The organism is Nonomuraea sp. NBC_00507, from assembly GCF_036013525.1.
Taxonomy (GTDB): Bacteria; Actinomycetota; Actinomycetes; order Streptosporangiales; family Streptosporangiaceae; genus Nonomuraea.
In genome coordinates, this window is record NZ_CP107853.1 from 12445228 (window position 1) to 12457814 (window position 12587).

A 12587-nucleotide genomic window follows, 5' to 3' on the forward strand; every position below is an offset into this window, starting at 1 on the left:
ATCCCCCCATGTAAAGGAGCCGCTTCCATGCGAAGGATGCTCACGTTAGTCGCCGTGGTGGTGATCGCCCTCGCCACCACGCTCTTCAACACCACCCCGGCGTTCGCGCACGGGTACGTCAACTCGCCACCGAGCCGGCAGGCCAACTGCGCCCAGGGCAAGGTGCCCAACTGCGGCAACATCATCTACGAGCCGCAGAGCGTGGAGGGGCCGAAGGGCCTGCGGAGCTGCCACGCCAACCTGTCGCAGTTCGCCCAGCTGAGCGACGAGAGCAAGCCGTGGCCGGTGGCGTCGGTGGGCAGCACGGTGACCTTCACCTGGACGTTCACCGCCAGGCACGCCACCAGCACCTACGAGTACTACATCGGCAACACCAGGGTGGCCGTGTTCAGCGGCAACAACCAGCAGCCGCCGGCGACGGTCTCGCACACGGTCAACCTGTCCGGCTACTCCGGCCGCCAGAAGGTCCTGGCGATCTGGAACATCTCCGACACCGTCAACGCCTTCTACTCCTGCATCGACCTGCAGATCGGTGGCGGCGGCAACCCCACCCCGACGCCCACCCCGACCGTCACCCCCACGCCCACCCCGACCCCGACGCCGACGGCCACCGCCCCCTCGGGCACGTGGCGGGCCGGGGTCGCGTACGCGGTCGGCACCACGGTGACGTACAACGGCGTGAGCTACCGCTGCATCCAGGCGCACACGTCACTCGCCGGCTGGGAACCGCCGAACGTCCCGGCCCTCTGGCAACGACTCTGACCCACTGACGCGCAAGGGGGCGCACTGGGGCGCCCCCTTGCGCGTCTGCGCCGCGGAACCCTCAGGCGGTCGGTTTGCACGTGGGATGGCACAGGCGGCGGGCCAGGGCGGCGAGGAAGACGTCGATGATCTCCTCCGGCTCCTGCGCCACATGCAGCGACCCGTTGGTGGCCGCCGCGATCTGCCCCAGACTCCCCCGATCCACATCCGCCCCGAAGGCGATGATGACGATCTGCACGGGCCGATCCGGCTTCCAGTCGCGCCGCAGCACCTCGAGGAGCTGCGGCAAGCGGGTGCCCTTGCCGTCGTCCCTACCCGCCGTGATCACCAGGAGCGTGTTGTTCATGTCCTCCCGGTACTCCCCGGCGACCTCCCGGAATCCGCTGAGAATCGAGTCGTACAGCGAGCTGTCCCGTCCCGGATGGGCGGTGATCGTGGTGGTCATCTCGCCGAGGCGGCTCCTGCGGATCACCTGACCGCTCTCCGGCTCGTTGATCGGCCCGAGCCCGACGCGTTCCTGGTATCCCTTGATCCGCCCCAGCCCGTCCGCGAACTCCCACAACCCCATGTGCGTGGAATCAGGGAAGAGCTGCAGCCCGATCTTGGCCGCGTCCAGCGCCACCCTGACCCGGGTGCTGCCCTTCAGCGGCTCGGCCATGTGCTTGGAGGTGTCGGCCAGCACGAGGATGTTGGTCGGCGGGGCCAGCCTGCTCCAGGCCCGCAGCGCCTCGTCGATGTCCTGCGGCGACACCGACGACCTGGTCTTCGGGGCGGCCGGCGGGATCTGTGGCCCCGGCGAGATCGGCCCCTGGCTGCCGTCGCCCGACCTGAACCCCGCCCGCCGCACGATCTCCTGCGCCCGCGCCCCCTTCAGCCATGCGGCGAACGCGGCGGACGCCTCGGCCACCGTGGGGTCGGTGGCGGTGACGACGTACGGGTAGTCGAGGCTGATCGTGCCCTCCCGCGGGTGCAGTGCGACGACCGGGTCGGCGGAGGGACGCAGGTTGTGGTTCCACACCGACTGCTCCGGGACGATGACCACCGGGCGCTGCCAGAACGAGCGATCGTCGACCGCATCCAGCATGCTGCGGTAGTCGGGCGCGGAGCCGGCCTGCGCCCAGCGGACGAACGCGGTGAGCGCCTTGTCGGCCTCCGGCCCGGTGCCGACGACGTCCCTGGCGGCGGCCACGGTCGCGATGCCCGCCCCGGCCAGCGACGGGTCCGGCACGCGTACGACGTCAGGCTCGTCCGAGGTGGGCGTCAGCCGCCCGCGTACGGTCGAGGGGAAGACCATCCGCCAGTTCATCTCGGTCTTGCCCACGGAGAATCGTTGCGCCAGCGACGAGCGGGTGGCGAACACCAGCGGCGAGGTCGCCACCACGCTCTCCCCCGCCGGCAGCGCGCTCGCGCCCTGCTGGCGGGCCAGCCTGATCCAGGCCGAGGAGTCGGCGATCCAGCCGTCGGGCCGCTCGCTCAGCACACCCGCCCGGTCGCCGATCAGCGTGCGCAGAACGGTGGCCGGCGGCTGCTCGGTCACCTGGATCAGCACGCACCGCCGGCCCGCCGACGTCTTCGTCTCGTTGAACCGCCCGGCGGCCTCCATGACGGCGGGGGCCACGTCGACCGCGGCGGCCACGCTGACCAGAACAGGCTCTCGTGTGGAGCACAGCGTGCCGACGCCGCCGAACACCACGACGACGGCTGCGGCGGCCACGGCCACGGCCGCGAGCCCCGCCAGCATGCCGCGCTGCAGCGCCTTCCTGCGTCGCTGCTCAGGGGGCAACGCGGCGCGGTGTCGACCCAACCGCACGGTGAACCTCTCTCCAGGGGAGTGACGATTCTCCCAGCGACTCCCATAGCCTCCGCAAGCCGTTATTAGAACATGTTACAACTGAGCGATCGGCAACACTCTCCTGACGCTCTGGCAGACCCCGTCGCTCGCGGCGGACGCCTGCAGGCGTTCAGGGGCCGGGACGCCGTAGTCGGTGGTGCGCTGCCTGACCGGCCTGCCGCTGACCTCGACCATCGCGCGGAGCTCACTGATGGTCTTGTACGAGCCGTTCTCCGAGCCGGCCATCCTGCTGATCGTCTCCTCCATCAGCGTGCCGCCGAGGTCGTTCACGCCGCCTTGGAGCACCTGGCGGCACAGGTCGTCGCGGAGCTTCACCCAGGAGCACTGGATGTTGTCGATCGCGCCGTGCAGCAGGATCCTGGCCAGCGCGTGCACCGCCCGGTTCTCCTGGTGCGTGGGGCCGGGCCGGGCGACGCCGGCCAGGTAGATGGGGGCGCTGGTGTGCACGAACGGCAGCAGCACGAACTCCGAGAACCCGCCGGTCTGCTCCTGCAGGCGCCTGATCAGCTTGATGTGCCTGACCCAGTGCAGGTGGGTGTCGACGTGGCCGTACATCATGGTGGACGTCGTCGGGATGCCGACCTTGTGCGCGGTCGTGATGACGTCGATCCACTCGTTCGTCGGGAGCTTGCCCTTGGTCAGCACCCAGCGCACGTCGTCGTCGAGGATCTCCGCCGCCGTCCCGGGCAGCGAGTCGACACCCGCCTCCTTCGCCGCCTCCAGCCAGTCCCGGACGGACATGTTCGTCCGGCTCGCCCCGTTGATCACCTCCATCGGCGAGAACGCGTGCACGTGCATGTCCGGCGTCCGCGCCTTCACGGCCCTGGCGATGTCGAAGTACGCGCTGCCGGGCAGGTCGGGGTGGATGCCGCCCTGCATGCACACCTCGGTCGCTCCGGCCTCCCAGGCTTCCTGCGCCCGGTCGGCCACCTGGTCGAGGCTCAGCGTGTACGCGTCGGCGTCGGTGCGGCGCTGTGCGAAGGCGCAGAAGCGGCAGCCGGTGTAGCAGACGTTGGTGAAGTTGATGTTCCTGTTGACGACGTAGGTGACGTCGTCGCCCACGGCCTGCTTCCTGAGGGCGTCGGCGAGGGCCGTCAGCTCGTCGAGCGCCTCGCCGTCCGCGCCGAGCAGCGCCACGGCCTCGTCGTCGGTCAGGCCCGCCGGATCAGCCTCGGCCCTCCTGAGCGCCTGCCACACCTCCCCCGCCACGCCACCCGCCGACACAGGGCCCGCCGGGCCGAGGCGGTCCCGCAGGGCGTCCCAGTCGCCGTAGACGTGGTCGAAGTCGTCCCGCCGGTCCTGGGCGCGCCCGGACGTGTCCACCTCGACGTGCAGATCCACGCGCCCCGACGCGGCGAAGCCGCCGTCGGGCTCCTGCCAGGGGCGGCCCTCCAGCACGGCGTCCTCCCGCGCCAGCCCGGTGGCCGGGTCCGCCAGGGCGGCGACGTGGGCGGTCAGGCGCGGGTCCAGCCACGGCTCCCCGGCCAGCACGTACTCCGGATAGATCGTCAGCCGCTCCCGCAGCCGGAACCCCGCCTCCCCCGTACGGGCGGCCAGCTCGTCGATCTGCGGCCAGGGCCGTTCGGGGTTCACGTGGTCGGGGGTCAGCGGCGACACCCCGCCCCAGTCGTCGATCCCGGCCCGGATCATGAGCTCGTACTCGGAGTCCACCAGGTTCGGCGGCGCCTGGAGCCGGACGCGGGGGCCGAGGACCAGGCGGGCCACGGCGATGGTGGCGGCGAGCTCCTGCAGGTCGGCGTCGGGCAGCCCGCGCATGGCGGTGTCCGGCTTGGCGCGGAAGTTCTGGACGATGACCTCCTGGATCCCGCCGTACTCGCGGGCCACCCGCCGGATCGCGAAGATCGACTCGGCCCGGTCCTGGACGGTCTCCCCGATCCCGATCAGGATCCCGGTCGTGAACGGCACGTTGGTCCGCCCGGCGTCCTCCAGGACGCGCATCCGTACCGCCGGGTCCTTGTCGGGCGAGCCGTGGTGCGGCTGCCCCTTCTCCTCGAACAGCCGCCGCGACGTCGTCTCCAGCATCATCCCCATAGACGGCGCGACGGGCTTGAGACGCTGCAAGTCACGCCAGCTCAGCACGCCGGGGTTGAGGTGCGGCAGCAGCCCGGTCTCCTCCAGCACCCTGATCGCCATCGCCCGCACGTACGACAGCGTGTCGTCGTAGCCGTGCGCGTCCAGCCACTCGCGGGCCTGATGCCAGCGGTCCTCGGGCCGGTCCCCCAGCGTGAACAACGCCTCCTTGCACCCCATCGCCGCCCCCTGCCGGGCGATCTCCAGCACCTCGTCCGGGCTCAGGAACGGCGACTCGAGCTTGTGCGGCGCGGTCGCGAACGTGCAGTATCCGCACCGATCCCGGCACAACCTGGTCAGCGGGATGAACACTTTCCTGCTGTAGGTGATGATCCCGGCCCGGCCGGCCGCCTCCAAGCCGGCATCACGCACGCGGGAGGCGTGTTCCAGGAGTGAGTCGAGGTGGGGCCCACGAGCGTGCAGCAGTACGGTCGCCTCGGCGACATCGAGGCTCTTGCCGTCGCGGGCGCGGGCGAGAGCACGGCGGAACGCGGAATCACTGACCAGATCCATAAAGGCACAGTACGACGGGCTGGGTTCGCGACCCGCACCTAGGGGCCGGTCAGAAGGACCTGTAGTCCCGGACGGACATCCGCGGCCCGCGCGCGGGCGGGCGCAGTCCCGAGAGCGTGATGAGCAGCGTCGCACGGTGCCGATGCCCCTCGTACGGCTCCAGCAGCCGCAACATCCCGGGATCGTCGGTCTTCTCCCCCGTCAGGGCGTATCCCACGATCTTGGCCAGATGGAAGTCGCCCACGCTCACGGCGTCGGGGTCGCCCAGGGCGCGCTGGCGCACCTCGGCGGACGTCCACACCCCGATCCCCGGCAGGGCCCGCAACAGCCGGTCGAGCTCCTGCGTGGTCGTGGCGGCCTCCAGCTTGTCGGCGTGCCAGGCGGCGTTGGCGATGGTCCTGGCACGGACGGCCTCGGCACCCGATCGGTGCCAGTGCCAGATCGGGATCTGCCGCCATACGGCCGCCTCGGGGATCACCCGCATGCCCTGGGGCGCCGGGCCGGGAGCGGGCTCTCCGTAGCGGCCGAGCAGCCACCGCCACGCCCGCCACGCCTCCCGCCCGACGACCTTCTGCTCCAGCACGGCGGGCACGAGGGCCTCCATGACGCGGCCGGACCGCCCGATCCGCAGCCCCGGATGTCTCCGGGCAACGTCCACCAGAAGCTCGTGTTTGATGACAAATCCGGAAACATCGTCGTCGGCCCCCACCAACGCCGGCAGCGTCTCCAGCGCCCACTCCGCCCCCGGGCCCCACGCCTGCCCGTGCACGCATCCGCCCTTGAGGCTCACTCTGAGCGTGCACGGCCCGTCGGACGTCCTGGAGGTGCGCCACACGGCCCCGTCGGGGGTCTGCCGCCAGGTGGGATCGCCGTTGCCGTGCCTGTGCGGCGACAACGCCAGCCCCACGTCCAGCGGCCCCTCGGGCGCCCACCTGCGCTCCATCACCGATCCAGTCTGCCCCACCCGCTCAGACGTTCGGACCAGGTATGCGATCCTCAGACGTCGCTGGAATAACGCATCGCGCGCTCGGGCAGCTCGATTCCCGGCCAGATGCGCACGCCGTGCTGCAGCTCGTTGCCGGCCCCGACAATGGCCCCGTCGCCGATCACCGCGTCCCGCATCACCGTGCCCACGCACACCCGCGCGCCCTTGCCGACCACGGAGTCCGTCACGGACGCGCCTGCTTCGACGACGCAGTCGTCGATCAGCACCGAGCCGACCACCGACGCCCCGGCCTCGACGACCGCCCGCGCGCCGACCACCGTGCCGCCCCGGACCTTGGCCTCCGGCGAGATCCGGGCCCCGGCGAGCGCCAGGTATTCGCCCGTCGGCCCCGGCAGCGCGGGCGAGTGCAGCCGCCCCAGCACCAGGTCGCGCGAGCCCTGCACGAACGCGGCGGGAGTGCCGACGTCGAGCCAGTAGGTGCGGTCGGCATAGCCGAGCACGAGCTGCCCCGACTCGATCAACCCTGGGAACGTCTCCCGCTCCACCGACACGATCTGATCTTTGGGGATCGAGTCGATCACCGACCGGGTGAAGACGTAGCAACCGGCATTGATCCGGTTGGTCACCGGATTGGGAGTCTTCTCCAGGAACGCCGTGACCCGCCCGGTCTCGTCGGTCGGCACGCACCCGAATCGCGTGGGATCGTCCACTTCAGTCAAATGGAGCGTGACAGCGGCCCGCTGTGCGAGGTGCATACGCACTTGGTGCTCGATGTCGTGTCCGGACAGGATGTCCCCGTTCAAAATGAGCACGGGGTCGTCCGGGCCGGAGGTGAGCGCCTCGGCGGCGTTGCGGATCGCCCCGCCGGTGCCGAGCGGGGTCTCCTCCGTGATGTATTCAAGCGAGAGCCCGAATGCCGCCCCGTCACCGAAGACCGGCTGGAACATGGACGCCTTGTAAGAAGTCGCGAACACGATCCGGCGTACGCCGAACGATCGTGCCCGGGCCAGCTGGTGGGCCAGGAAAGGCACTCCGGCAGTGGGCAGCAGTGGCTTCGGCGTGCCCAGTGTCAGCGGACGCAGGCGCGTGCCCTGCCCCCCGACCAGGAGGATCGCCTCGAGGTCTGGCAAAGAGCTCTCCATCACTCCGTGAGATTATCGGACTATTCGATGGCGCGTTGATAAGAGCTGAGATGCGCCTCGGCCGAGGCGTCCCACGTGAATTCACGTGCTCTGGCCAGCCCGGCCTCCTGCAGCTGCTTTCTCCGTTCTGCGGAGGCGAGCAACTCCCCGAGTGCCGCGGCGATGCTGTCCGCGTCCGGCTCAGTGTAGGCCACCGCGTCCCCGCCCACCTCGGGCAGCGAGGTGCGGTGTGTCGTCAGCACGGGCGCGCCGCAGGCCATGGCCTCGAGCACGGGGAGCCCGAACCCCTCGCCGCGCGAGGGGAAGGCCACCACGAGCGCCCCGCCGAGGAACCCGGACAGGTCGGGCGCCCGCAGGTAGCCGGGCCGCACCACCCTGACCGTGGCCTCGACCTCCCGGCAGGCGGCGTCGACGTCGTCCTCGTGCACGCCGCCGCCGAGCACCAGCGCGGGCGGCTTCTCCAGCCGCTTGACCGCGGTCGCGAACCCGCGGATGAGGTTCGGAACGTTCTTACGCGGATCCAGATTGCCGAGGAACGCCACATACGGCTGGCCGTGCAGCCCGCACCGCATCGCGGCCCGGCGGATCTCGTCCTCGCTCGGCGGGTGGAACTGCGCCAGGTCGACGCCGTGGTAGGCGACGTCGATGCGGGTCGGGTCGGCGGCCAGCACGCGTACGAGTTCGTCGCGCGTCGCCTTGGACGGCACGATCACCCGCTGCGCGTGGCGTACGGCGGTGCGGGTGGCCGAGCGGAAGAACGACGCCCGCGGGCTGTGCTGGTCGGGCTCGGTGAACCAGGTGGCGTCGTGCACCGTCACGACGGTCGGCAGACCCGAGCTGAGCGGGATGGAGTAGTAGGGGGCGTGGATGACGTCGGCCCCGGCCTGGCGCGCGAGCAACGGCAGTCCGGTCTGCTCCCAGGCGAGCCTGGCGGCCCTGTTGGTGATCGCGACGGGTCCGGAAAGCACATCGGCGGAGGGCGCCAGCCGCCGATATCGATCCGCTTCGGCCCGCTGGCATACGACGGCGAGGTCGGCGCCGGCCCGGTGGAGGGCCGCCACGAGCCCATCCACATATCTGATCAACGCGCCGCGGTCCGCGGGGACGGCCGCCGCATCGACGAGCACACGAGGCATACGTAGATCTTCTCCCCTCAAGATCAACGTGGGACTGGACGTCCCCCTCTAAAGTTCAGCTTATGACCAGCCTCCCCTAAAAGGTGCGTCAAATCACACCGAGTCCCGACGCGCCGCAATTCCCGCCAGGCCGGCGCAGATCAGGTCCCCTAGGACGATGACGATCCGGGAGGAAAGGGCGACCGCAATGGCGGAGCCGCGGTCGAGGTAAGGGGCCATCACCGCGACCATGGCGACCTCCCGCACGCCCGCGCCCGCCGGGATCACGAAGGTCATGATGCCCAGGCACCACGACAACGCGAACGCGCCGACGGCGAACAGCAGGCCGCCCTGCGGGGCGATCAAGTAAAGGTGCACACCGTAGGCCGTCCAGCCGGCCAGCGCCCAGCCGAGCGCGGTCAGCATGCCGCGCCGGGTGAGCGGGCGCTCGAGCGGCTCCCGCTTGAGCCGCCGCAGCCCGAACGCGATCAAGGCGTTGATGACCTTGGGCTCGAGCAGGACCAGCAGCAGCGGGATGAGCAGCAGCAGCCAGCCGTATCGGTCCCAGCCGAGCGTGCCGAGCGTGACCAGCAGTCCGGTGGCGAGCTGGATGGGCATCATCAGGAAGAACGCCGCCGCGCTGCGTGAGCGCGGCACGCCGAGGTCGCGGCCCATCTCCATCTGGGCGAGCACGGGCCAGACGGCGCCGGGGATGTATTTGCCGAGCTGGCCCACGAAGAACACCTTGGCCGCGGGCCTGAGCGGCAGCGGCGAGCCGAGGTCGGCCAGCAGGGTGCGCCAGGTCAGCATGGCCCCGAGCAGCGCGACGACCACGGCGGCCAGCGACCCGGCCAGCGCGGCCCAGGACAGCCGGGCAAATCCGGCGATCACGGCGTCCCACTGCGACGCCACGGCCCACCCGCCGAACCCGAGCGCGGCGAGCAGGAACCCGAACCGAACGAGCTTCTTCGCCAGCGACCGGCCGGGGCGGGACGGCTTCACTGCGCCCTCGTCGGCGGAACCGCCAACGAGAGCCGCCTCACGGGGATGCTCGCTCACAGCGGGCGCACCCGCTCGGGCGCCTGCGGCAGCGCCGCGCCCACGGGACGCCTCGGGGTCTTGGTGGCCACCCACAGGTATGTCGGCACGACCGGCAGCAGCAGCCTGAGCACCGCGCGCGGCGTCCTGGCCAGCGCGGCCTTCACCACTTTCCCCGGCAGGCCGGGGAACAGCTCGCCGCCGGCGAACCGGGTCGGCGTGGCGAGCACGGGGAAGGTGTAGTCCCACACGTGGAAGGCCCTGAGCATCTTCCGCAGCCCGCGCCGCGTCCTGAACCGCTCGTAGTAGTGATCGGCCCGCCCGAACGCCCGCACGTACCGATCGGCGAGCGCCGGAGGCAGGTAGGACAGGAAGGGCAGCTTGTAGTGCGGCTCCATCACCCCGAGCCGATTGCCCAGCCCCAGGTAGAGCACCCCGTCGTCGGAGAGCACCCGGTGCATCTCGGCCACCACCGCGTCCGGGTCGACGACGTGCTCGTAAATGTGGTTGAACACCAGCACGTCGATCGACCCGTCGGGGAACGGCAGCGCCGTGCCGTCACCGCACACGAACGCCACCCGCTCGCCGAACCGGTCGGCCGCCTTGCGCAGCCCCGGCACGTCGATGTCGATGCCCAGCGTGTGCCCGGCCCCGGCCTGCGCCAGCTCGTCGGCGATGAAGCCGGCCGAGCATCCCACATCGCCCACGGTCAGCCCGCCGAGCGGCCCGCGGAAGTGCTCCAGCACAGCGATGATCTTCGCTGCCTTCCGCCGCCGTTTCTCCTCGTCGAGCATGGCGGACTGGAACTGCGAGTATTCGAGCTGCGCGAGCCGTTGCTTCCCCACGGAGCCCCACAGTACCCATCTCGCCGCCAACCCGCTTTGGTACGGTGGCCGACCTGGCAGGAGAAGGACGTACGGGGGCGAAGTGGCGCTGTTCGACAAGATCCGCGGCGAATTCATCGACATCGTCGAATGGCTGGACGACAGCAGGGACACCCTGGTCTGGCGTTTCCCCCGCTACGAGAACGAGATCAAGATGGGCGCCCGGCTCGTGGTCCGCGAGTCGCAGGTCGCGGTCTTCGTCAACGAGGGCGAGATCGCGGACGCGTTCGCGCCGGGCACGTACACACTGGAGACCCGGAACCTGCCGATCCTGTCCACGCTGAAGGGCTGGAAGTACGGCTTCCAGTCGCCGTTCAAGGCCGAGGTGTACTTCGTCAGCACCCGCCAGTTCGCCGACTTCAAGTGGGGCACGCAGAACCCGGTCATGGTGCGGGACGCCGAGTTCGGGCCGGTGCGGCTGCGGGCGTTCGGCGCGTACTCGGCCCGGGTCACGGACGCGCGTGCGCTGCTGCGGGAGCTGGCGGGAACCGATCAGCAGTTCCGCACCGAGGAGGTGGAGGGCTACCTGCGCCAGATGGTCGTGGGCCGGCTCGCCCACGCGCTCGGCACGGCCGGCGTGCCGGTGCTCGACCTCGCCGCCAACCAGCACGAGATGGGGCGGCGGCTGGCAGAGGTCCTGACGGCCGACCTGGCCGGGGTGGGGATCGCGATCCCGACCTTCACGATCGAGAACATCTCGCTGCCGGAAGAGGTGGAGCGGGCGCTCGACAAGCGCTCGCAGATGGGCATCGTCGGTGACCTCGGGGACTACGCGCGCTTCCAGGCCGCGAACGCGCTGGAGAACGCCGGCGGCGCCGCCGAGGGCATGGGCCTGGGCATGGGCATCGCCGCCGGCCAGCACATGGCCGCCTCCCTCGCCCCGCAACCCCAGCCGGGCCAGCCACCCACCGCCCCGTACTCCCAGCCCGGCCAACCACCCACCGCCCAGCATCCCCAGGGACCCCCGCCACTCCCCCAGTGGTACCTCGGCATCGGCGGGGAGCGGCGCGGGCCGTACGACGAGGCCGCCCTGCCCGCCGCCGGGCTGACCCCGGACGTGCTGGTCTGGAGGTCCGGGATGCCGCAATGGGCGCCCGCCCGTGACGTTCCCGAGCTGGCCGCCCTGCTGCGTGACACGCCGCCACCGTTGCCACCTGCCTGAACACGCCCGAGAGGACCCCCGTGACCACCACCACTCCGGCGCACCCGTGCGCGGGCTGCGGCGCGAGCGTGGCCTTCGCCCCCGGCACGACGACCCTCCAGTGCCCGTACTGCGGCCTGCGGCAGGGCATCGCCCCACCCACCCGCGACGTACGCGAGCACTCCTACGACGCCTTCCTGGCCAAGCCCCGCGTCCACACCCTCGCATCCCGCCAGTTCACCTGCCCGGGCTGCGCCGCCCGCACGGAGAGCGACGCGATCTCCAAGGCGTGCCAGTTCTGCGGCACCGCCCTGGTGGCCGACACGGCGAACGACACCCAGATCGCCCCCGAGGCCGTGCTCCCGTTCGGGCTGGACCGGGGTGGCGCCAGGAACGCCCTGCGCGGCTGGGTGAAGACCCGCTGGTTCGCCCCGAACCGCCTCAAGAAGGTCAGCGAGGCGGAGACCATGAAGAGCACGTACCTGCCGCACTGGACGTTCGACGCGCACACGGTCTCGGACTACGTCGGCCAGCGCGGCGAGCACTACTGGGTCACCAAGCGCCATAACGGCACGACCCGCCGCGAGAGGCGCACCCGCTGGTACCCGGCCGGCGGCAGGGTGGCGCGTGCCTTCGACGACGTCGTGGTCGCCGCCACGACGCAGGCGCCCAGGGAGCGGCTGGACAACCTCCAGCCCTGGCCGCTGCAGCAGGCGGTTCCGTTCGACCCGGGCTACGTGGCCGGGCACCACACCCTGCGCTACGACACCGAGCCGCAGACCGGCCTGGAGCAGGCCAAGACCGTCATGGCCGGGGTCATCCACGACGACTGCCGCCGCGACATCGGCGGCGACGTGCAGCGTGTCACCTCGGTCGACACGAGCTACTCGCACGTCGCGTTCAAGCTGGTGCTGCTGCCGGTGTGGATCGGGAATTACGTGTACGGCGGCAAGACGTACCAAGTGCTGATCAACGGCATGAACGGCGAGGTCCAGGGCGACCGGCCGTACAGCGCGCTCAAGATCGCCCTGGCGGTGCTCGCCGCAGTGGCGCTCGTCGGGCTTGTCGTCTGGCTTTACCTGGCGAACCGCGCGTAGCGTCTG

The 12587-nt window shown here is 70.9% G+C and carries 10 protein-coding genes; 3 read left to right on the plus strand and 7 right to left on the minus strand.

What is annotated here, in order from left to right:
• Positions 1 to 27: 27 nt before the first annotated feature.
• Entirely contained in the window at positions 28 to 762 is a 735-nt protein-coding gene (locus tag OHA25_RS58745; RefSeq protein WP_327585423.1) for a lytic polysaccharide monooxygenase, read from the plus strand.
• 61 nt (positions 763 to 823) lie between these two features.
• Here OHA25_RS58745 and OHA25_RS58750 read toward each other — a convergent pair whose 3' ends face one another.
• From OHA25_RS58750 to OHA25_RS58780, 7 genes are all read right to left on the minus strand, one after another.
• Positions 824 to 2572: a substrate-binding domain-containing protein gene (locus OHA25_RS58750; protein WP_327585424.1), complete on the minus strand. Its 1749-nt coding sequence runs from the start codon at positions 2570 to 2572 to the stop codon at positions 824 to 826.
• Positions 2573 to 2647: 75 nt separating this feature from the next.
• Entirely contained in the window at positions 2648 to 5218 is a 2571-nt protein-coding gene (locus tag OHA25_RS58755; RefSeq protein WP_327585425.1) for a bifunctional FO biosynthesis protein CofGH, read from the minus strand.
• A gap of 49 nt (positions 5219 to 5267) precedes the next feature.
• Positions 5268 to 6161, minus strand: coding sequence for a DNA-3-methyladenine glycosylase family protein (locus OHA25_RS58760; RefSeq protein WP_327591208.1), 894 nt, complete (start codon positions 6159 to 6161; stop codon positions 5268 to 5270).
• Between the two features lie 53 nt (positions 6162 to 6214).
• Complete coding sequence (locus OHA25_RS58765; protein WP_442942026.1) at positions 6215 to 7294, minus strand: sugar phosphate nucleotidyltransferase; 1080 nt, start codon at positions 7292 to 7294, stop codon at positions 6215 to 6217.
• 32 nt (positions 7295 to 7326) lie between these two features.
• Positions 7327 to 8442 (minus strand): glycosyltransferase family 4 protein, encoded by a 1116-nt coding sequence (locus OHA25_RS58770; protein WP_327585427.1) that lies wholly within the window; start codon positions 8440 to 8442, stop codon positions 7327 to 7329.
• A 93-nt stretch (positions 8443 to 8535) separates the two neighbouring features.
• Positions 8536 to 9423, minus strand: a complete 888-nt coding sequence (locus OHA25_RS58775) for a lysylphosphatidylglycerol synthase domain-containing protein (RefSeq protein WP_327585428.1) — start codon at positions 9421 to 9423, stop codon at positions 8536 to 8538.
• A gap of 53 nt (positions 9424 to 9476) precedes the next feature.
• Entirely contained in the window at positions 9477 to 10304 is an 828-nt protein-coding gene (locus tag OHA25_RS58780) for a class I SAM-dependent methyltransferase (RefSeq protein WP_327585429.1), read from the minus strand.
• An 82-nt stretch (positions 10305 to 10386) separates the two neighbouring features.
• Here OHA25_RS58780 and OHA25_RS58785 point away from each other — a divergent pair, with 82 nt between their 5' ends.
• The gene (locus OHA25_RS58785; RefSeq protein WP_327585430.1) at positions 10387 to 11505 is read left to right on the plus strand and encodes an SPFH domain-containing protein; all 1119 of its coding nucleotides are present in this window, start codon (positions 10387 to 10389) and stop codon (positions 11503 to 11505) included.
• Positions 11506 to 11525: 20 nt separating this feature from the next.
• On the plus strand, positions 11526 to 12581 hold the full coding sequence (locus OHA25_RS58790; protein WP_327585431.1) for a hypothetical protein: 1056 nt from the start codon (positions 11526 to 11528) through the stop codon (positions 12579 to 12581).
• Positions 12582 to 12587 lie beyond the last annotated feature (6 nt).

Coding starts and splice junctions, on each gene's coding strand:
- OHA25_RS58745 (WP_327585423.1), top strand. CDS start 28: ATGCGAAGGATGCTCACGTTAGTCGCCGTGGTGGTGATCGCCCTCGCC.
- OHA25_RS58755 (WP_327585425.1), bottom strand. CDS start 5,218: ATGGATCTGGTCAGTGATTCCGCGTTCCGCCGTGCTCTCGCCCGCGCC.
- OHA25_RS58760 (WP_327591208.1), bottom strand. CDS start 6,161: ATGGAGCGCAGGTGGGCGCCCGAGGGGCCGCTGGACGTGGGGCTGGCG.
- OHA25_RS58770 (WP_327585427.1), bottom strand. CDS start 8,442: ATGCCTCGTGTGCTCGTCGATGCGGCGGCCGTCCCCGCGGACCGCGGC.